This window comes from Acidisoma sp. C75 (assembly GCF_054665095.1).
Map to the genome: position 1 here is coordinate 383872 of NZ_BAAFHD010000002.1, position 19236 is coordinate 403107.

The 19236-nt window shown below is 70.2% G+C and carries 18 protein-coding genes; 8 read left to right on the forward strand and 10 right to left on the reverse strand.

Annotated features, from left to right (window positions below; all coding sequences use genetic code 11):
- Positions 1–234: 234 nt before the first annotated feature.
- Positions 235–651 (forward strand): DUF1489 family protein, encoded by a 417-nt coding sequence (locus ACYQ7X_RS04055; protein WP_459695555.1) that lies wholly within the window; start codon positions 235–237, stop codon positions 649–651.
- 152 nt (positions 652–803) lie between these two features.
- Positions 804–1130 carry a hypothetical protein gene (locus ACYQ7X_RS04060; protein ID WP_459695556.1) on the forward strand — a complete coding sequence of 109 codons (327 nt, stop codon included), beginning with the start codon at positions 804–806 and terminating at the stop codon, positions 1128–1130.
- Positions 1131–1244: 114 nt separating this feature from the next.
- Here ACYQ7X_RS04060 and ACYQ7X_RS04065 read toward each other — a convergent pair whose 3' ends face one another.
- The 5 genes from ACYQ7X_RS04065 to ACYQ7X_RS04085 form a co-directional block, all read right to left on the reverse strand.
- Positions 1245–5354: a translocation/assembly module TamB domain-containing protein gene (locus tag ACYQ7X_RS04065; protein ID WP_459695557.1), complete on the reverse strand. Its 4110-nt coding sequence runs from the start codon at positions 5352–5354 to the stop codon at positions 1245–1247.
- Positions 5354–6985: an autotransporter assembly complex protein TamA gene (locus ACYQ7X_RS04070; protein ID WP_459695558.1), complete on the reverse strand. Its 1632-nt coding sequence runs from the start codon at positions 6983–6985 to the stop codon at positions 5354–5356. Before ACYQ7X_RS04070 ends, ACYQ7X_RS04065 begins: the two co-directional genes overlap by 1 nt.
- A 402-nt stretch (positions 6986–7387) precedes the next feature.
- Positions 7388–7888 carry an Hsp20 family protein gene (locus tag ACYQ7X_RS04075; RefSeq protein ID WP_459695559.1) on the reverse strand — a complete coding sequence of 167 codons (501 nt, stop codon included), beginning with the start codon at positions 7886–7888 and terminating at the stop codon, positions 7388–7390.
- Between the two features lie 176 nt (positions 7889–8064).
- Positions 8065–8292, reverse strand: coding sequence for a 50S ribosomal protein L31 (gene rpmE, locus ACYQ7X_RS04080; protein WP_459695560.1), 228 nt, complete (start codon positions 8290–8292; stop codon positions 8065–8067).
- Positions 8293–8489: 197 nt separating this feature from the next.
- Positions 8490–9086 (reverse strand): Spy/CpxP family protein refolding chaperone, encoded by a 597-nt coding sequence (locus ACYQ7X_RS04085; RefSeq protein WP_459695561.1) that lies wholly within the window; start codon positions 9084–9086, stop codon positions 8490–8492.
- Positions 9087–9288: 202 nt separating this feature from the next.
- On the opposite strand from ACYQ7X_RS04085, the gene pdxY reads away from it, so the two are divergent.
- The 5 genes from pdxY (at position 9289) to ACYQ7X_RS04110 (ending at position 13533) form a co-directional block, all read left to right on the forward strand.
- Positions 9289–10137, forward strand: coding sequence for a pyridoxal kinase PdxY (gene pdxY, locus ACYQ7X_RS04090; protein ID WP_459695562.1), 849 nt, complete (start codon positions 9289–9291; stop codon positions 10135–10137).
- A 137-nt stretch (positions 10138–10274) separates the two neighbouring features.
- Positions 10275–10625 carry a RidA family protein gene (locus ACYQ7X_RS04095; RefSeq protein ID WP_459695563.1) on the forward strand — a complete coding sequence of 117 codons (351 nt, stop codon included), beginning with the start codon at positions 10275–10277 and terminating at the stop codon, positions 10623–10625.
- Positions 10626–11182: 557 nt separating this feature from the next.
- On the forward strand, positions 11183–12064 hold the full coding sequence (locus ACYQ7X_RS04100; protein WP_459695564.1) for a CHAP domain-containing protein: 882 nt from the start codon (positions 11183–11185) through the stop codon (positions 12062–12064).
- Positions 12065–12299: 235 nt separating this feature from the next.
- Positions 12300–12755, forward strand: coding sequence for a TspO/MBR family protein (locus tag ACYQ7X_RS04105; RefSeq protein WP_459695565.1), 456 nt, complete (start codon positions 12300–12302; stop codon positions 12753–12755).
- A 79-nt stretch (positions 12756–12834) separates the two neighbouring features.
- The gene (locus ACYQ7X_RS04110) at positions 12835–13533 is read left to right on the forward strand and encodes a hypothetical protein (RefSeq protein WP_459695566.1); all 699 of its coding nucleotides are present in this window, start codon (positions 12835–12837) and stop codon (positions 13531–13533) included.
- Positions 13534–13576: 43 nt separating this feature from the next.
- Here ACYQ7X_RS04110 and mscL read toward each other — a convergent pair whose 3' ends face one another.
- A complete protein-coding gene (mscL, locus tag ACYQ7X_RS04115; RefSeq protein WP_459695567.1) occupies positions 13577–14068 on the reverse strand; it encodes a large conductance mechanosensitive channel protein MscL in 492 nt (163 codons plus the stop codon).
- 146 nt (positions 14069–14214) lie between these two features.
- Between mscL and ACYQ7X_RS04120 the strand changes: the two genes are divergently transcribed.
- Positions 14215–14730, forward strand: a complete 516-nt coding sequence (locus tag ACYQ7X_RS04120; protein WP_459695568.1) for a hypothetical protein — start codon at positions 14215–14217, stop codon at positions 14728–14730.
- A gap of 27 nt (positions 14731–14757) precedes the next feature.
- On the opposite strand, the gene ACYQ7X_RS04125 is transcribed toward ACYQ7X_RS04120, so the two are convergent.
- The 4 genes from ACYQ7X_RS04125 to ACYQ7X_RS04140 form a co-directional block, all read right to left on the reverse strand.
- A complete protein-coding gene (locus ACYQ7X_RS04125) occupies positions 14758–15213 on the reverse strand; it encodes a hypothetical protein (protein ID WP_459695569.1) in 456 nt (151 codons plus the stop codon).
- Positions 15210–15743 carry a hypothetical protein gene (locus ACYQ7X_RS04130; RefSeq protein ID WP_459695570.1) on the reverse strand — a complete coding sequence of 178 codons (534 nt, stop codon included), beginning with the start codon at positions 15741–15743 and terminating at the stop codon, positions 15210–15212. Before ACYQ7X_RS04130 ends, ACYQ7X_RS04125 begins: the two co-directional genes overlap by 4 nt.
- Positions 15744–15816: 73 nt before the next feature.
- Entirely contained in the window at positions 15817–16695 is an 879-nt protein-coding gene (locus ACYQ7X_RS04135) for a transglutaminase family protein (protein WP_459695571.1), read from the reverse strand.
- A 14-nt stretch (positions 16696–16709) separates the two neighbouring features.
- On the reverse strand, positions 16710–19211 hold the full coding sequence (locus tag ACYQ7X_RS04140; protein ID WP_459695572.1) for a circularly permuted type 2 ATP-grasp protein: 2502 nt from the start codon (positions 19209–19211) through the stop codon (positions 16710–16712).
- Positions 19212–19236: the final 25 nt, after the last annotated feature.

Below are 19236 nucleotides of genomic sequence, written 5' to 3' on the forward strand. Positions count from 1 at the left end.
CACAACTGATCCTGTCCAGCCGCCGGGGCATCCCGGCGGGGTGGGACCAATCGCGTTCCGGAAGGTGCGGGTCAAGCGCAATGAGGCTGTGCGACTCCTATTCCAGTCATGCATCTTCGCAAAGGCAGGGGGCGGACTGTCAAGCATTGGATGATGACAAGCGCGTGGCGCGGTTGCGCCACGCGACGGAGCGCCGATACTGCCGCAGCTTCCTTGCGATTTGATGGACCCCTCATGCTTCACCTCATCAAGCTCGCGGTCGGCATCCGCGACATCGCCCATCTCGGTGAGGCGCAGGCCGCCCGCGCCGCGGCCGAGCCGCCGCTGCGCCACCGCACGCGGCAATGGCCGAAGCGCAGCGCGGAACTGATCGACGGCGGCTCGATCTACTGGGTCATCGCCGGGCGGGTGCAATGCCGCCAGCGGATAAGCGATCTCAGGCAGGATCACTACCCCGATGCCAGCGCCTGCGCCGCCCTTATCCTCGATCCCGCGCTGGTGCCGGTGGAGCCGCGCCTGACCAAGCCATTCCAGGGGTGGCGCTATCTGCGGGGGGAGGACGCGCCCGCCGATCTCGGCCCGGATGCGGCGCTGGGGCAGGATCTTCCGGCAAGCCTGCGGCTGGCCTTACGCGAACTCTGCCTGCTCTGAGGTGTTAACATTCGCGCCTGATGCGGCCTTTCGGCTCAAAATCCCTTGAGTCATGAGCGAAATAAGGGCCTTATGCGCGAACCAGGGAGAGAAGCCCTGCACGGTCGAGCCAAACCAGATCGCCTGTCCACCTTTAACAGGAAGTTTCCCTAATGCGTATCTTCAATGCCACCCTTGCCATTGTTCTGGGGCTAGCCTTGGCTCCGGCCGCCGCCCTGGCCCAGAATTCTGCCAGTTCCGTTCCGCCGCCGAATCCGAAGGCTTCCATCACCGGCACCGCTCCGGCCGCGAGCTCCGGCCAGGGTGCGAACAATTCGGCCCCGGTCGGTGGCCCCGGCATCGTCGCCAAGCCGCATGCGAAGACCCACAAGCGCAAGCACAAAAAGCTCAACGGCAAGCACTACAACTACGTGCGCGGCGGCACCAAGAAGGGCCCCGGCGCCGTGCACCACAAGGTCACTGGCACCACGTCGAACTAAATCGTCAGGCTGTGTGCCGGCCGAGCCTCATGGCCCGACCGGCGCCATAGCTGCTCTCTGGACCCGGATGCGCTCTGCGCGTCCGGGTTTATTTTGCCCAGGCCTCATCGGTCCTCAGTATTTGAACTGGTAGGTCACGCCGACGCCGTTGCTGTTGCCGCCGACCTGCGTCTCCAGCTTCAGCCCCTTGGCGATGTCGATCTGCACCTGCGCCGCGGTGCCGGCATTGGCGCCGCTGCCGCCGAGCCCGGTGCCCTGCACCGCCCCCACATAGATGCCCGGCGCCACGTAGCGGCCCGCCTGCAGGGTCGGCGCGCTCTGGGTCTTGTTGGTCGTCGTCGTGTTGGAGGGGATGGCGGAGGGCGTCGTGCTGCTGCCGATCGACAATTCGTCGAGCCCGAGGCCCTGGCGCAGGCTGTTGAGCACGCCGCCCGGCCCGCCGCCGGTATTGACCCCCGCGATCTGCGCGACGGCCGAGGCGATCGTCACCAGCTGGAAGGGGCTGAGCTGGGCGGTGCTGCTATGGAAGAGGAGCTGCGCCAGCACCTCGTCCTGCGGCAGCACGGGCGAGGAGGTGAGCGAGATCTTCGGCGCGCTCGCATAGCCGGTGACGGCCAGGGTCGCCGTGATGCTCCCCGATTCGGTGGTCGCCTCGAAGTCGAGGGAAGGATCGGTGATCTTGCCGCCGTCGAAGCCCACCTTGCCGGTGGTGAAGGTGAGCGTGGAGGTGACGAGGCTGAAGGTGCCGCGGATCATGTCGAAATGGCCATGCGGCTGAAGATCGGCGAGCGTGCCGCCGAGGTGCAGCTGGCCGCCGAGTTCCGCATCGAGCCCATGGCCGCGGACGAAGATCGCGCGCGGCGCGGAGAGGGTGAGATCGAGGTGGATGGGCGGCGCCGGGGGCTGCGGCGGGGCCGGCTTCTCGCCGGGCTTATGGACCGTCAGCACGGCGACACTCGGGGGGAAGCTGTCCGGGATGTTGATCTCGGCGCGGCGGATATGGAGCGTGCCGGCGGCGGTGATGCCGCTCGCGACCGAGCCCGCGACATGCAAAGCGCTGTCGAAGACCGCGGTCAGCAGGTCGCTCTGCACCGGGGAGGCATCGCGCGCGGTGATCCGCAGGTCGATCGGCACGCCAGGCGCCAGCGCGCCGATCCGCCCGGTCATGGCGATCGTGCCGTTGCCGGCCTGGGCATCGAATTGCCGGAGGATGAGATCCTGGCCGCGCGCCTCGATCCGCGCCGTGATCGCCGAGAGGGTGAGGCCCTGCACATAATCCTGGAACCGGCCGCGATCGAGGGCGATCTGCCCGCCGATGACCGGCTGCTTCAATGTGCCCGAGGCTTGTAGCGCGAGCGTGACCATGCCGGCGATCTGCCGACCCTGGGCCTGCATGATCGGATCGATCAGCGCGAGGTCGAGCTTGCCGCCGATGGCGAGCGCGAGCCGCCCGCTCGGGCTTATCGGCGTCGTGCCGGTGATGGCGAGGTGGCTCGCGCTGCCGGCATCGAGCCGCAGCGCGAGATCGGCCGTGCGGCCGGCGAGCTGCGCCCGCGCGTCGAGCGAGGCGGCGGGCAGGGAGGCGGCAGGCCCCGTCGTCTCCCGCAGGCCGCGCCCGGTGAGGGTGACGGTGCCGCGCGGGGCGGCAAGCGAACCGCTGAGCTCCGCCGCGGCATCGAAGCGCCCGGCGAGGTGCAGGTTCGGCGCGAAGGGCTGGATGAGCGCGGGGGTGAGGTTGCTGAGGCGGGCGGTAAGCGCGAGCCGCGGGGTGATGCTGCCGGAAGCCTCGATGGTGGCGGGGCCGGCGGCGAGGCGGAGGTGATCCACCGCCATCGCCTTGCCGAAGGCGATGCGGCTCGGCCCCAGCAGGCGGAGGCTTTCGCCGTGCCAGGCGGCGGTCAGCGCCGCGAGCGCCAGCCTGCTCCGCTGCACGTCCAGCGTGGCGCGGGCGGCGGCATGGGCCGGCGCGCCTTGCAGATCCGGCAGATTGGCATCGAGGGTGAGGGCCAGCGCGCTCAGCGGGCCTTGCGCGGTGAGGCGCGCATCGCCCCGCACCGCGGCGGCGCTGAGGCCGGTCAGCCGTGCCGTGGCCCCGATGCGCGGATCGCCGCCCATCGGGTCTTGCACCGTGCCGGTCAGCGCGAGCCCGGCCAGGCGGTTCGTGCCGAAGGCAAGGCCGTGGGCCTGGAGCGCGACATGCGCCGCCTGGCCGGGCGGCGCCTGCACCGTGAGAGAGAGGCTGCCGCCGAGCGGCTGGCCGAGCAGGAAGGCGAAATCCCCAAGCCGGGTGATGGCGAGCGAGAGCGCGCCGGTCGGCAGCCGGGCACCGGGCGCGAGTGCGAGGTCGCCGCTGCCGCTGAGGCTCTTCCAGCTAAGCTCAGCGATCCGCAGGCTGACCGCGCCTTGCGCGCTGCGCCCGGCGGTCAGCGCGATATGGGCGGGCGCCCCGGCCGGCGCCCCGGTCAGCGTGATGCGCGCCTCGGGCGCCGCCGGCAGGCCGGTCGCGGCAAGCTGCAGGTCGATCGGCCCCGCCCGGCCGAGCTTGCCTCCCGCCCGCGCGCCAAGCCTGCCCGTGACATGCGCGGCGACGGCGAGGTTGCGGACGGTGCCGGCGGCATGGCCCGTCATGCTCAGCGCGCCTGAGAGCGTGGGGCTGAGATCGCCGAGCCTGGCGAGCGCGAGGTGCCAATCGAGGGCGAGGGCCTCGCTCGCCGTCTGCAGCGTGCCATGGGCGGCGAGGTCAATATCCGCGCCCTGCAGGGTGAGGGTGGAGAGGGTCAGCGTTTTGCCGGCCATCCGCGCATCGGCGCCGAGCGTCAGCCGCCCGCCGGTCAGCGCCATCGCCTGGGGCATCGCCTGCGTCAGATGGATGGCGGCGGCGATATGCGCGGCCATGGCGCCCCCCGCGCCCGCGCCCCCGCTTGCCCGGCTGGCGGTGCCGGTGATCCGGGCGCTGCCTTGCAGGCTCTGATGCGCGATCGCGGCGAGGGGGGCGAGCTGCGGCAGATCGAGGGTGAAGCGTGCGGCGAGGCCGGGTTTGAGCGTGCCGTCGAGCGTGAGGGCGGCGAGCGGATGCCGGATCGTGACATGCACCGGCTCCGCCGGCGCCTGCAAGGCGGCCGAGGCGCTTACCTCGATCGGCGCATCGCCGAGCAGACCGGGCGGCAGGCCGGGAGCGGCGAGGCCGACGAGCCGTGCGTGCAGCTGCACCGCGCCGAGATCGCCGCCCACCTCGGCGGTGAGCGAGCGGAGCGAGGCGCCGCCGGCCGCCAGCCCCTGCAGCAGGATATGGCCCTGCGCGGTCGGCTTCGTGAAGGGCCCGGCGGTGGTGAGCGCGATATCCACCTTCTGCCAGCCAAGGCCCGGCGCCGGCTGCATGGCCGGCGCATGGGCGGTGATGGCGAGCTGCGCCGCCTCGCCCGGAATGTCGATCGTGCCATGGGCTGCGGCGGTGAGCGGCCCGGCAGCGAGATCGAGCGCCAGCCGCGCCGCGCTCTGCGGCCCGGCGAGATGCGCGGCAAGGTGCAGCGCCCCGAGATCGGGCAGCCTGGCGAGCCGGGCGATCAGCCCGTGCGCCGGCTCGTCGAGCGTCAGCCGCGCATCGAGCGCCTGGCCCATCAGCGCCGCCGCCGCGCCGTAGCGGCCGGCGCCGTCGAGATCGCGGAGCGCGAGGGCGATCCGCCCCATGTTCCGCCCGGTGACGGTGGCCGAGCCGGCGACCGCGAGGCGGGCGCCCACGGTGCCGGTGAAGCGCCTGCTCACCTTCACCTCGCCGATGGTGAGCGAGCGGAGGTCGATCTGCACGGGCAGGCCAGGGATCTCCGCCTGGTAGGGCCCGCTCGCCGGCTGCGGCGGCGTCTTGCGGCTCGCCAGTGGCGGGCGGAGCAGGGCGATGCGCCGGGCGCTCAGCTCGTCGATGATCAGCTTGCCGTGCAGCAGGGGGAGCAGCCGCAGCCGCAGCGCGAGGCCCGAGGCGGTCGCCCAGGTGCCCTCGCGATCCTGGAGCCGCACCGTGGCGAGGCGCAGATCGGTCGGGATCGTGCCGGAGAGGCCGGCGATCGCGAGCGAGCCCTTGGCCTCCCGGTTGATCAGCCCGGCCACCATCCTCTGGCCCGCGGCGGTATTGAGCGCGATCGCCGCGCCGCCGAGCAGCACCAGCAGAAGAACCACCACCGCACCGAGGGCGATGGCGAGCCATTTGGCGATGCGCCGGGCCATGTGCATCAGAAGGCCTGCCCGATGCCGATATAGAGCTGGAAGTTTCCGCTATTCTGCTGATGCACCAGCGGCACCGCGAAATCGACGCGGATCGGGCCGATGGCGGTGTAATAGCGCAGGCCGATGCCGGCCCCCACCTTCACGCTGCCCTGGAAGGGCGCGGCGGTGCTGCCCACCTGGCCCGCATCCACGAACAGCGCCGTGCCGAAGCTTTTGCCGATGCGCTGGCGGTATTCCACCGTGCCGGTATCGATTGAGGTGCCGCCGACCGGATTGCCATCGGCGAATTGCGGCCCGACGGACTGATAGGCATAGCCGCGGATGGTGCCGCTGCCGCCGGCATAGAAGCGCTGGTCCGGCGGCAGTTCGAAGGTCGAGGCGCCCTGCACCGAGCCGATGAGCCCGCGCAGCGCGATGACGCTCCGCCCCTTGCCGGTGAGGTCGATATAGGTCGAGCCGGAAAGCTGCAGGATGGTGAAGAAAGTGCTCGGGTTGAGGAAGGATTCCGTCGGCGTCACGCTCGCCGCGGCGCGGATGCCGCGCGTCGGGTCGAACAGGGAATTCGTGCTGTCGTATTTCAGGGCCAGCGGCAACTGCAGCAGGTCGTAGCGGCGGTTGACGCCCTCTTGCGCCACCTGCTCGATGATGCCGGTGAGCCCGGCGCTCAGGCTCCAGTCTTTGCCGAGCTTGCGGGTGAAGGTGGTGCCGGCCAGCACCGCCTGCTGATTATAGGCGGTATAATCCTGCTTCAGCGCGCCGATGTTGAAGCTCAGCGTCTGATCCCGGCGGAAGAAGGCCGGCAGCGTATAGGTCGCGCCGATATTGTAGCCGAGGCCATTGGTGCTGGAGCCGCCGAGACCGGTCGCCTGGGCCGAGAGGGCGAGGGTCTGGCCGCCGCCGAAGAGGTTGTGATGCGTCCAGGCGACGCCGAGGGCGCCGCCCGTATCGGTCGCGTAGCCGGCGGTAAAGCTCACCGTGCGCGGCGGCCCTTCCACCACCCGGAAGGTGACGGGCAGGCGCCCATCCGGGCCGAGGGCGGTGCCCGGCACCGCCTGGACCGAGGAAAAGACATCGAGCCCGGCGAGGGTCTGCCGCGCGGTTTCGATCTTGGCCGGGCTGAACCGCTCGCCGGGCCGCAGTGTCATCTCGCGCTGGACAAAGCTGCGATGGACGGCATGCAGCCCGTCCACCGTGATCGCGCCGATATCGACGCGCGGCCCGACGGTCGCGGTATAGGTGATGTCGATCGTCCTGGCGGCGGGGTTTTCGAATGCGAGCGGCGTGCTGACCTTGGCGAAGGCATAGCCTTCATCGAGCAGGGCGCTTTGCAGCCGTGCCCCCGCGGCGATGACCTCGGCCGCCCGCGCCGGCGCGCCGCTCCGCAAGCCGAACCGCGCCATGGCCTTGGCCGGCACATCGCCCTTCACCGCTACCTTGCCGAGGTGGAAGAGCGGGCCGAGGGTGAGGGTGACCTGCACCGGCACCGGCGTCGCCCCGGGATATTGCGCGATCGCCTGCGGCAGGTCCGGGTCGTCGAGCGGCTTGCCGTCGATCGTGATGGCAACCGTGCCGTCGTAATAGCCTTCGCTATCGAGGACGGTCTGCAGCCGGCCGATATCGGCCCGCGCCCGCAGCACGAGGGCGAAGGGTCCGGCCGGGGCCTTGGTGCGGAGCGCGACGAGGCTCGATGTCTGCGGCGCGAGCTTGTCGATCGCCGCATTGCCGGTCTTGGTGAAGCTGACCGCATAGGGCTGTGGGTCGGCCGCGCGGGTGGGGGCGGCGAGCGCCAGGCCGAGCGCGCAGGCCGGCGCCCAGAAGGCCGGCTTGGCGATACGGAGACCATGAAACGCGAAACGTGCCAGCCTCTGATCCTCCCTCAGCCCGCATTGGCACCCGGCCTTGGGAAGGAAATATGGCCGAAGCCTGGGGGCACAACCAGGGGGGCGGCGGAAAAGGCGAGGGGGCCAGCGCGGGCCCCCTCGTCATCACCGGACACGGGCGGTCATCAGAAGCCCGGCTGCGTCAGGCGCCGGCGGCGATCAGGCCGCCTGCTGCTGCCGGCCCGCGGCTTCGGCCATCTCCGGCTCCGCCTCGGCGGTAATCACCTTCTGGCCCTCGGCGCCCGAAAGGCCGATCGCGATCCGGCGCGGCTTGAGCGCTTCCGGCACGATCCGCTTGAGGCCGATATGGAGCAGGCCGTTATCGAGCGTCGCATCCTCGACCACGATATGATCGGCGAGCGCGAAGCGGCGTTCGAAGGAGCGGCCAGCGATGCCGCGATAGAGCGTCGCCACCTTGTCCGACGAGGCCTGCTGGACACGGCCGGAGACGAGCAGGGTGTTCTCCTTCACCGTCACGTCCAGATCCTCGGGGCGGAAGCCCGCGACCGCGATGGTGACGCGATAGGTATCCTCCCCGGTCTTCTCGATATTGTAGGGCGGGAAGGCGGTGGCGGATGTTTCCTGCAAGCCCTCGACCATCTGGGCGAGCCGGTCGAAGCCGATAGCGGTGCGGAACAGCGGGGTGAAATCGCGAATCATGAAAACCTCCTGAAGAGCAAGGTCTGAACAATCGAGCCGCCGATGGGGCCGGCTCGCCATGCACGCCCGGGGCCCCAATCGGGCACCCCGGCACCCCGGATATGGAAAAGGGCCGCTCCTCTTTCAAGAAGCGGCCCCGGAGAGCGGTCAAGATTTTGTGTGGCGCGGCGGCCGGTTCAGCCCTTGCGCATGCCGATGCCGGCGAACTTCTTGTTGAACTTGGCGATCTGGCCGCCGCTGTCGATGATGCGCTGCTGGCCGGTCCAGGCGGGATGGGATTTCGGATCGATGTCGAGGCGGAGGGTGTCGCCCGCGCTGCCGAAGCAGGACCGGGTCTTATATTCGGTGCCATCGGTCATGATGATGGTCACTTCATGGTAGTCGGGGTGGATATTCGGCTTCATGGCTGCGGGTTCCGTTGCTGTCGGCGCCGCCGATACGACCGGAAGCGCGGAAGCGGCGGCCTATAGACCGGCGCGGGCTTGTCTGCAACCTCGGCCTGGGCCTGCCGCGCATGAGAGGGAAGCAGGAGCGGCGCGCGGCGGAGCCCCGCCCGCCCCCCGGCGGCTGAGGCGCGCGATCCTCAGGCCGCGCCTTCCGCCTATTGGCCGGAAGAGGCCGCAGCGTCATGCTTCTTCTTGTGGTGCGGGGCGCCGCCGGGATGCGCCTTGCGGTGCGGGCCGCCGGGCAGATCTTCGAGGAACAGCGCATCCGCGACCTTCTGCTGGTCGGGTGGCATCTGGGCATAGAGGGCCGCGAAGGCGGCAGAGGTGCGCTTCAGCCCATCGAGCCGCGTCTGCTCGACGCCGACATAGGAATTGAGATCCTCGATCGCCGTCATGGAGCGGAGCTTGGCCCGTCGCTCCCGATAGGCCTGGCCGAGCGTATAGGCGTTATCGCGCATGATCTGCGCGAAGCTGGCCCAAAGCGGCTCTTCTGCCGCCGTGATCCGCAGGCTGCCGTGAAGCTGGGCCAGATAGTTGTTGAGCGCCTTGCTACCCGGGTGATGCCCGGCTGCGGCCCCTGGCGCCGGCACGGCTGCCGCTGGCACCGCGGTTGCGGGCGCGACACTCCCCGCGGCGGATTGCGCGGCGGCAGGCCGGGTGGGGCCGAAGGCCAGGAGCGGGGTCAGCGCCAGGAGCGCCAGACATATCGAAGCGCGGGGCGCCGGCCGGCGGCGGGGGCTGCGGAAGGGCATATCGCTTGGTCCTCGGGCTGAAGGGCAGAGCGCAGTTAGTTGCATAGTCAGAACGAATTGTCACCCCTGGGCTGCGTGGGGCGCTGGTTCCTCTGGCCCAGCCTGGCCGGGCCGGCATCGCCCGGATGGGCGGCCCCGGCGGGCAGGCCTGAAGGCAGGGTGCTTGCCGGCGGCATCCTGGACAGTGCTAACTCCCCCGGCCATGAACATTCTCTCGATTCAATCCTGGGTAGCCTATGGCCATGTCGGCAATGCCGCCGCGGTCTTTCCCATGCAGCGCCTCGGCGCCGAGGTCTGGGCGGTCAATACCGTGCAATTCTCCAACCATACCGGGTATGGCGCCTGGCGGGGGGCGGCGACCGCGCCCGATATGATCCGCGAACTCGTCCTCGGGATCGAGGAACGCGGCGTGCTGCCGGGCTGCGACGCCCTGCTCTCCGGCTATCTCGGCGATCCGCTGGTGGCCGAAGCCGTGCTCGATGCACGGGCGCGGCTCCGCGCCGCCAATCCGCGGGCGCTTTACTGCGCCGATCCGGTGATCGGGGACGAGGATCGCGGCGTCTATGTCCGGCCGGGGGTGGCCGAGCTCATCCGCGCGCGGATCGTGCCGGCGGCGGATATCCTGACCCCCAATCTGTTCGAACTGAAGCATCTCACCGGCCTGCCTTGCGGCACGCTCGGCGAGGTCAAGGCCGCGGTCGCCGCCTTGCAGCAGGCGGGGCCGCGCATCGTGCTGGTGACGAGCCTGCGGACGGAGGAGACGCCGCCCGATTGCCTTGACATGCTGGCCGCCGACGGGGCGCGCTTCTTCCGCCTGCGCGCGCCCTTGCTGCCGCTCGCCGTCAACGGCGCGGGCGATGCGGTGGCGGCGCTGTTCCTCGTCCATATCCTGCGCACCGGCTCCGTCGCCGAGGCCCTGAGCGCGGCAGGCTCCGCGATCCATGCCGTGCTGCGGCGCACCGCGGAACTCGGCCAGCGGGAGATCGCGCTCATCGCCGCGCAGGAGGCGCTGGTCCGGCCGGAGACGATCTTCCCCGCCGAGCCCGCCTGAGCGGTGGGCGGCGCCGCGCCGCGCGACCTGCCCATCTCCGCTCGGCCAGGCTCATTCTATCGTGCCCGGATCTGCTCTATAGCTGGCCCGGCCGGCCAATCCAGGCCGGAGGCCTCCCTCAAGTCCAGGATTTTTCCATGAGCAAGATCATCCGCACCAATCCCGGCCCGATCCTCTCGGCGGCGGTGGAATACCACGGCTTCGTCTATCTCCAGGGCTGCACGGCGCAGGATCTGGACAAGGATGTCGTCGGCCAGACCGAGGAAATTCTCGCCCAGATCGATGCGCTGCTGGAAGAGCACGGCACCGACAAGACGCGCCTTCTCACCGCGCAGATCTGGCTGAAGCGGATTTCCGACCGCCCGGCGATGAACGAAGTGTGGCAGGCCTGGCTGCCGGAGGGGCTCGCCCCCGCCCGCGCCTGCGTGGAAGCCAATATGGCCGATCCGAAGCACCTCGTGGAAATCATGGTCACGGCCTGCAAGTAAGGCCGCATGCGCTGACCGCCGCGCCGGCCGCTCATCCGGCCGCGCGGTGACGCGCCTCTCCCGTACCCGTCCGTGCGGGGAGTTCCGGGCCGCGGCCGGCGCGCAGAGCAGGGCCTGGGGCCTCCTCCGCGGAACGATCCGCGCGCTCCCTCGGGCTTCGGCCCCTTCCGCTGGCCTGCATCCCAACGGCCGCCGGACTCCAGAACGCGGCCTCCTGCCAGCGATGAGACGATGGTCCGACTAAATGCGCGAATTAGGAAAATGGTCCTAAAACTCCTCACGCTTTGTCGCGGAATTGGACAAATTGCGGGGTTGACATGCATTTCTGGCGAAGGACGGTTGTCTCCGCGGCGAAGCTCGGTTACGCCCACTTCATGAAGCTGTGATGTTTGGCACGCTGGACCGGTCGGAGTACGATGCAGAACATTGTTAGAAAAGCCTGTGTTTTTGCATCATTTTTGGTTGCGGGCTCGTCTCTCTTCTCGCTCGCTGCTGAGGCAGCCTCTCATAAAGTTGAACATCGCAGCCATGTCGCCGCCGCGCACAGGCACACGGCCGTGCATGTCGCCGCCGCGCATCACACAATTTATCGACATGTCGCATCCGCCGCGCATCACACCGTCTATCGCCATGTCGCATCCGCCACGCATCACGTAGAGCATCGGCCGGTCCGCCACCTCGCGGTCGAGACCCATCACGCCGCCATCCGCCATGTCGCGATGGCGGCTCATAGCCATGTCGAGGTCCGCCGGGTGCGCGTCACCTATCGGGTGCGCGTGCATGGCCATAGCTACCTCCGCACGGTCTGGCGCACCCGCACGGCGGAAGCGCGGCTGAGCGACGGGGTCTATCACCACGGCTTTCTCGAATGCGTGCCCTATGCGCGCGAGGTTTCCGGCATCGATCTCACCGGCAATGCGGCCAATTGGTGGAACGAGGCGGCCGGCCGCTTCGGCCGCGGCCATACGCCCGAGCCTGGGGCGGTGCTGAATTTCCGGGCCAATGGCCGTATGCGGCTCGGCCATGTCGCGGTCGTCCAGGAAGTGGTCAATCGGCGGGAAATCCTCATCACCCAGGCGAATTGGGGCGGGCCGGGCTTCGTGCCGGGCGGCGTTTCCTCCGATATCGCGGTGGTCGATGTCTCCCCGAACAATGACTGGACGGCGGTGCGCGTGGCCCTCGGCCACACCTCGACCTATGGTTCGGTCTATCCCACCTACGGCTTCATCTACCGCAGCACCACGCCGCATCTGCTGATGGCCGAGGCCGGCCCGGCGCCGCAGATGGATCTCGGCAATGCGCCGCCGGCCGATCTGCGCACCGCCGCCGAACGCCGCCATGGCCGCGCGCTCTTCTCGCAAAGCGTGCAATTCGCCTCCGCCCCGTCCTTCAGCGGCCCGGCAATCGAGACGAGCGCGCCGGACCGCAGCCTGCGCTGACCCCAGCTCGGGCCCGGCGGGCTGCCCGCCGCTTGGCCGGCCGCCCAAGCGCGACCCCCGGATTTTCGCAGCTTGCCTGCCCGTTTCGCTGCCTTCCCATGGCGAGCAACCCGGCCTAGCCTGAGGCCCGGTATCTGCCGGAGCTTGGCCGCAAGGGGGGCGTGTCTTCCAGAATTTACGGGATCCCGGCCGTGATCACAGCAGCGGCGCCCAGTTCCTGGCGCTGCTCGGGTTCGTGGGTCTGGCCCTGCTGGTCCAGCTCGCGGCAACGAGCCTCGTCTCGCACGATCTCCACCACTGGTATCTGTCGCTGCGGCCGCCCGCCGGGCTCGTTTCGCCGCGCGCCTTTTCCGGCGTCTGGGCTCTGGCCGGATGCAGCTACGGGATGGCCGCCTGGCTTATCTGGCGGCAGGTCGATCCCTGGCGGCTCAGCCCGCGCCCGGCGCTCCGCCTCTGGGCCTGGCAGGTGGCGCTGCTCGCGCTGTGGCCGAGCATCTTCTTCCGCCTGCATGCGCCGGGCCTCGCCCTCGTTGTCGTCGCCCTGCTGGGCCTCGCGGCCGCGGCGACCTTCCGCGCCTTCTGGCGGCGAAACCGCGCCTCGGGCGCATTGTTACTCCCCCCCTATCTCTGGCTCTGCTATGCAGCCTACTTAAATTTCGGTTTTTGGTGGCTGAACCTTCCCCTGCGGTGATAGAGACCGCGCGCAAGCCGAGGGCGGCGCGGCGCCGCGCCGGGACGATCCGCCCCGGAATGGAGTGAGTGAAACGAGCATGAACAGCCGGATTCTGAGGGGGCTGGTCCCCGGCCTCGTCCTGGGCTTGGGCTTCGCGGCGGCACTTCCGGCCGAGCGGGCGGCGGCGCAGGCGGCATTGCCGCAGCCCACCGCGATGGGCCCGGTGGTGCAGGGCGCCAATAACGGGCCCAAGGCGCAGCCCTCGGTCGCCGGCTTGCCTGGTGCGAGCCCCACGGCGCCGATCAAGCAGAGCCCGATCGACGCCTCGCTCCTCTCCCCCACGACCGAGCTTTTCGATGCGATCAACCGCGGCGATGTCACCGCCGCGCGGGATGCGCTGGCGCGCGGCGCCGATCTCAATGCGCGCGATGCGGTCGGCCAGACGCCGGTGGATGTCTCGATCCAGCTTGGCCGCAACGCCATCACCTTCCTGCTCGTCACCATGATGAAGGCCAATGGCTCGGACTATTCCGAGCCGCAGGGCCCCATGGCGCAGCCGCCGGCCAATACGCTCGGGATGAGCGAGAAGGATTTGAAGGCGACGACGACGCCGGTTTCCTTCCTCAACCCCTCGGCCGCCAAGAAGGGCGCCACCCGTCCGCAGGCGACGACGCTGGCCGCGCGGGGGCCTGCCCCGGCGCCGGGTGGCTCGGCCTATGCCGCGAGCTATGGCGGCGGCAGCGGGGCGGCGGTGCCTTCGGCCGGCTTCGTGGGCTTCGGCGGCACCGCGCAGTAACGGAGAGGCTGGGGCGCGCCGCGCCCACCTCTGCGCGTTCGACTTATTCCGCCGGGCTCGGCGGCATCGGCAGGCGGGACTGCTCGGATTTCAGGATGTCGCGGATTTCCGCCAGCAGCACTTCGGTGGGCGGCGGCGGCGCCGGCTCAGCCGGTGCCGGAGCGGGCTTGCGGTAGAGCTTGGAAATAACCCGCACCAGCCAGAAGACCGCGAAGGCGACGATCACGAAATTGATCACGGCGTTGATGAAGACGCCGATATTCATCGTCACCGCACCGGCTTTTTGCGCAGCCGCGAGGGTCGGCTCGTGCGGGCCCTTGAGGGTGATGAACAGGTTGCTGAAATCGATCCCGCCCACGATGAGGCCGAGAATCGGGTTCAGCAGGTCTTTGACCAGGCTGTTGACGATGCCGGTGAAGGCCGCGCCGATGATGATGCCGACGGCGAGGTCGATCACATTGCCGCGCATGATGAAGGCCTGGAACTCCGCCATCCAGGCGGGTTTCGGCGGAGTCTTGAGCTCGATCTGCACCATCTCGGTCTCCCATGAAGATCAGGCGGGAAGCGGCGGGCCGCCTTTGGCAAAGGCTAGCCTTAATGCCGCCAAGGAAACAGCGTTTCTGGACAAGCCTTGCCGCCCGTTGCAGGGATTAACAAGGCTGAAACTGTGCGAAGGTGACCATGAGACGCAACGTCGCAATCCGCTCGGCTTTCACGATCGCGCTTTCGGCGCTGCTCTCCGCCTGCGGCAGTAGCCAGCCCGGCCGCACCTCGGGCGGGGCGGCGACGGGGGCGGGCACCGGCGCGCTGATCGGCCTCGTCGGCGGGCCGATCGGGGTGGCGATCGGGGCGGCCGTCGGCGCCGGGGCGGGCGCGTTGACGGCGACCAATACGACCCCAGGGCAGGTCAATCTCGGCGATCCGGTGTGGCAGCGGGCGCATGGCGTCTCACCCGGCACCGCCGCCGCACCTGCCGCTGCCGGCAGCCTGCCGCCGCCCATGCCGCTCGCTTCCGCGCCGCAGGCGGGCGCAGGCGCTGCGGCGACGCCGAGCCCCGGCGCCACCGCCATGCCGGCGAGCCCGGCTATTCAAAGCCAGCCGCTCGCCCCCGCTCCGACGACGGCGCCGACCCCGACCGCGGCTCCGACGCCTTCGGGCGCGCAGCCGACGCCGCTGACGCCGCCGGCGCAGCAGTAGCGGGCCGGTGCGGCGGGGCCTTGCGCGTTATTGCGCGGGCGGCAGGATCGGCGGCTTTGTGAGATCGCTGCCCGTCGGCCCGGCCAGATCGGCAGGCGGCGGCGGCACCGGCTGGCTCACCACCGGGCTGCCCGGCGTCGCCGTCACCACGCCCTGGTTCGGGGCATAGGAATCGTAATGGTGCATGCAGTCGTTCATGATCTGCTCGCGCTGATGCTCGATCGAGAGATTGTCCGTCGTCGTCGGCAGCACCGAGGTCGCGGCGAAGGGCGAGCTATAGGGATCGCCCTGGCTCAGGGACGCGACATTGGCCTGCTTGACGATACGATCCGCCATCCGGTGGCAGGCATCATATTGTGATTGCTCGCTCTTGCTCTGCTGCGGCGCCTCGGCGCAGCCGGCGAGCAGGATGAGCGGCAGCGCGAGCAGCGCTACCCGGGCCTGACCGCTGCCAGGGCGGCGGATGAATTCGGCAAGGGTCATGAGGAAACTCCGGTGAAGGCCGTGGGGGCAGGCGTCCCGCCCGCCTGGGCGAGCGGCAGGTTGCGGCGGAAGGAGGCTTCGTTGAAGCGCGCTTCCTCGGTCAGATTGGTGCGCGCCGCCGCCCGCAACAGCCCGCGGTCCATGCGCGGCCCATCCGGGCTGGCGCGCAGGTAGCGGGCGGCCCAAGGCGCCGTGCCCAGCAGGTCCACAAGCGCGAGCAGCCGCAGGCAGAGGGAGAGGCCGCCGAGCGTCCCGAGATCGGCCGTGCGATCCACCGCCTGGGCCCAGAACCGCGCATCGCGGTCCGAAATGGTGAAATCGGCGACCGCGCCGCCTGGCGCGGCGAAGCGGAAGCGGCGCGGCCGCGTCTCCCCGCCCTGGCGGGCGGCACTGCGCGCCGCATCCAGCGCGCCTTCCAGCGCATGCACCGGCACCGGCGGCATCTCGGCCGGCGGCACGGCGACGCGATAGAGCACCGGCCCGGCGCCAGGATCGAGCACTTCGACCGGGGGGATCTGTTCTTCAGCCATGCGCCAGCATGCCCCGGCCCCGCGCCGCGCGCCAGCATCTTGCCCGGAGGCGGGGCAGGCTCCGCCGCATGGCTCAGGCCGCGAGGGGTTCGAGATCGACAGAGACCGTGAGGCCGTGCGTGCCGCCACCGAGGATGATGCCCCGCAGCGGCGAGACATCGCTGAATTCCCGCCCCCAGCCGAGCACGACATGCTCATCCCGCACCACGAGATCGTTGGTCGGGTCGAGATCGACCCAGCCATGCCGCGGGCCGAGCCAGGCGCCGACCCAGGCATGGGAGACATCCGCCCCCACCCGCCGCGCCTGGCCGGGCGGCGGCGCGGTGCGGATATAGCCCGAGGTATAGCGCGCCGGCAGGCCGAGGGCGCGCAAGCCCGCGATCATCAGATGGGCGAAATCCTGGCAGACGCCGGCGCGCTGCGCCATGACGCGGGCAACCGAGGTGGTGATCGTGGTGCTGAAGGGGCGGAAGGCGAAATCCCGCTTGATCCGGCTGTTGAGGTCGATCAGCCCGGCGAGGATCGGCCGCCCGGGCGGGAAGGATTGCGCGGCATAGGGGCCGGCGCCCTGGTCGTTCGGCACCAGCGGGCCGGGATAGAGGAATTGCGCCGCCTCCCAGGCGAGCGGCCCGCCGGCCTGCGCTTCGGCGACGACCGTCTCCCAAGCCAGGGTCTCCTGCGGGGCCGGTGCCTTGGGGAACGCGACCGCGACTTCCGATTCCGCCGTCACCTTCAGCGCCGCATGCGGCTGATCGATGAAGATCCACTGCGCCTCGTTGCCGAAATGGTCGAGCGCGCGGCTGGTTCGGGCGGGCGCCGGCTCGCAGAGGATGCGCAGCTCGCGCACCTCCTGCCAGGGCAGCGGCCGCGGCGACAGGTGCAGCATATGGCTCGCGAGATCGACCTGCTCGGCGTAGCTGTAGCTCGTGATGTGGCGAAGCTTGAAGCGCATGGGCCGCGGGTTCCTCAGGCGGCGCCATTGAGGGAGGGCGAGTCCTCCGCCTGTTCGATCCCGACCGCCCGGGGCATCGGCAGCAGCGCGAAGTAGCGGCGGAACAGAAGGTCCGAAAGGCCGCGCATCGCCTCCGCCAGCGCCCGCAACCGCTCGGCCACCCCGGCGGCCGCCCCGAGCTCCCGCCGGCCGACGATATCGGCGACGATCTGCTGCGCCTGCCGCCCCAGCGCCTCGGCCTGGCCGGTCAGCCGGGCATCAGCCTCCTCGCCCATGCTGCCGAGCAGGCGCACGAGCGTCGCGATCTGGAAGGCGATGGCGCGGGGGTTGCTCTCGTCGGCGATGACGAGATCGAGCACCGGGGCCGCCTGCAGCGTGGTGAAATAGCGGCTACGATAGGTGATGGCGGAATCGCAGAGTTCGAGGGCGAGGCGGAGGCCGAGTTCGAGCCGCGGCTCCGGCTGGTCGAGCACGACGGCGAGATTGTCGGCCGTCAGCGCCGCGCGTTCGATGCGGCGGCCCATGTCGAGGAACAGCCAGCTGCCGCCGCGCACCATATTCTCAGCGGCGAGGCCAGCGACGACGGTGGCGAAGCGCTGGATGCTGGCCATCGCTTGCGCCTGGCCATCGAGCGTGGTGCCGCCGGCGGCGATTTCCTCGCCTGCGCTCCGCAGCATATGGGTGAAGGCGGCATACATCTCGCCGGTCAGCCGGTCGCGCACGAGATCGGTGAGCCGCCCGACCTTGCCGAGCAGGCGGCCGATCGGCCCGCTTTCGCGCAGCATCGCGGCGATCGAGGCCGGGGTCGGGGCGCCGGCGGCCGCGAGGTCGATACTGGTCATATGCGTCACCGCGAGGCAGGCGTCGAGCAGTTGCAACTCGGCCTGCTCGCGCGGCATCGGCTGGGCGCGGCCGAGCCGCAGGATCTGCGCGCGGGTGAGGCGGGCGGCGGTTTCCAGCCGCTCGATATAGCGGCCGAGCCAGAACATATTGTCCGCCGTGCGGCTGGGCAATTCGCCATAGACGCGGCGGATGGGCAGCGGCGCCTGGGCCTGCACCGGCGGCCCGACGATATGCTCGCTGCCTTCCGCCAGAACCCAGACATCCTTGGAGATGCCCCGGCTGGGCAATTGGCCGGTGAACTGCCCAGGCTCCAGATGCCGGGCGAGGCCACCCGGCATGGCATGCCAGGCGCCACCGCTATGGACGAGGAACATGCGGAGCACGATCGCCTGGGGCACGAGGTCGCTGCCGCGGGCGCAAGGGGCGAGGGAGGGCGCGCTGATACGGGCGGCGGCGAATTCGGCGGGCCGCGCCGTGATCCGCCCGAGCAAATCGTGCCGTGCCGCGGGCTCCATCTCAGCCGCCTGCCAGCAGGTGCCGGTGCTCTCCGTCGCCGGCTGGATCAGCCAGCCGTTCACGTCGCTCATCACCCGCGCCCGGTCGCGCTCCTCGCCGAGCCAGAGCGTCTCGATGCTCGGCAGCAGCAACTCCTCGCCGAGCAGATGGCGGGCGAGGCCGGGGAGGAAGCGTGGCAGGGCAGGCGCTTCCGCCACCGCCGAGCCCGGATCGTTGGTGATGCGCACGGTGCCGCCGCGGATCGCATCCATCAGCCCCGGCACGCCGAGCAGGCTGCCGGCATGGAGTTCCAGCGGATCGAGCATGCGCCCGTCGAGGCGGCGGAGCAGCACGTCGATCCGCCGCAGGCCGTTCAGCATCTTGAGGTAGAGAACGCCGCCGCGGATGGTGAGGTCGCCGCCCTCCACCAGATTGCAGGAGAGTTCCTGGCTGAGCAGCATGTGTTCGAGCCATTGCGGGCTGCCCGGCCCCGGGGTGAGGAGCGCGATATTCGGCAGGGCGCGCCCGGGGGGCGCGAATTCGGCGAGCGAATCCTGCCAGAGATCGAAGAAGGGGCGGAGCGCGCGGATCTGCACCGAGCGGAACATCTCCGGCACCACGCGGGAGAGGATGCGGCGGTTTTCCCGCGCCATGCCGACGCCGGCAGCCCCGGCCGTGCGGTCGCTCAGCACCCGCCAGTGCCCGTCGGGCTCGCGCACGAGATCGGCGGCATAGAAGGAGAGGCGCGGCCCCGGCAATCCGGGCCGCGTATGGCAGGCATGGAGGAAGCCCGGATTGGCATAGACGAGTGCGGGCGGCAGCAGGCCGCGGGCGAGGCTCTCCTGCGGGCCGTAGAGATCGTCGAGCAGGGCGGAGAGCAGGCGGGCGCGCTGGGCGAGCCCGGCTTCGAGGGCGGCGAATTCCCGCGCGGCGATCGGCAGCGGGATCGGATCGCAATGCCAGAGCCCGGCGCCGTCCGCTCCGCCCGCGCCTTGGGCGCCAGGCAGGATGCTGCGCACCCCCTCGTCGGCGAAGGCTTGATCGAGCCGGCGCTGGCGGGCGGCCAGGCTGTCGCTCAGCATGGCAAGCCCGCCGAGCACGCCGCGCCAATGGGGGCGCACATTGCGCGCGCCATCCACCATCTCGTCCAAGCCGTCTCTGAGACCCGGCAGAATCATCGTGCTTCCGTCATGATCGGCCGGC

Bases quoted from the DNA above. Each gene is read 5' to 3' on its own strand.
- ACYQ7X_RS04055 (WP_459695555.1), top strand. From the start codon at position 235: ATGCTTCACCTCATCAAGCTCGCGGTCGGCATCCGCGACATCGCCCAT.
- ACYQ7X_RS04060 (WP_459695556.1), top strand. From the start codon at position 804: ATGCGTATCTTCAATGCCACCCTTGCCATTGTTCTGGGGCTAGCCTTG.
- ACYQ7X_RS04065 (WP_459695557.1), bottom strand. From the start codon at position 5,354: ATGCACATGGCCCGGCGCATCGCCAAATGGCTCGCCATCGCCCTCGGT.
- ACYQ7X_RS04075 (WP_459695559.1), bottom strand. From the start codon at position 7,888: ATGATTCGCGATTTCACCCCGCTGTTCCGCACCGCTATCGGCTTCGAC.
- rpmE (WP_459695560.1), bottom strand. From the start codon at position 8,292: ATGAAGCCGAATATCCACCCCGACTACCATGAAGTGACCATCATCATG.
- ACYQ7X_RS04085 (WP_459695561.1), bottom strand. From the start codon at position 9,086: ATGCCCTTCCGCAGCCCCCGCCGCCGGCCGGCGCCCCGCGCTTCGATA.
- pdxY (WP_459695562.1), top strand. From the start codon at position 9,289: ATGAACATTCTCTCGATTCAATCCTGGGTAGCCTATGGCCATGTCGGC.
- ACYQ7X_RS04095 (WP_459695563.1), top strand. From the start codon at position 10,275: ATGAGCAAGATCATCCGCACCAATCCCGGCCCGATCCTCTCGGCGGCG.
- ACYQ7X_RS04110 (WP_459695566.1), top strand. From the start codon at position 12,835: ATGAACAGCCGGATTCTGAGGGGGCTGGTCCCCGGCCTCGTCCTGGGC.
- mscL (WP_459695567.1), bottom strand. From the start codon at position 14,068: ATGGTGCAGATCGAGCTCAAGACTCCGCCGAAACCCGCCTGGATGGCG.
- ACYQ7X_RS04120 (WP_459695568.1), top strand. From the start codon at position 14,215: ATGAGACGCAACGTCGCAATCCGCTCGGCTTTCACGATCGCGCTTTCG.
- ACYQ7X_RS04125 (WP_459695569.1), bottom strand. From the start codon at position 15,213: ATGACCCTTGCCGAATTCATCCGCCGCCCTGGCAGCGGTCAGGCCCGG.
- ACYQ7X_RS04130 (WP_459695570.1), bottom strand. From the start codon at position 15,743: ATGGCTGAAGAACAGATCCCCCCGGTCGAAGTGCTCGATCCTGGCGCC.
- ACYQ7X_RS04135 (WP_459695571.1), bottom strand. From the start codon at position 16,695: ATGCGCTTCAAGCTTCGCCACATCACGAGCTACAGCTACGCCGAGCAG.
- ACYQ7X_RS04140 (WP_459695572.1), bottom strand. From the start codon at position 19,211: ATGATTCTGCCGGGTCTCAGAGACGGCTTGGACGAGATGGTGGATGGC.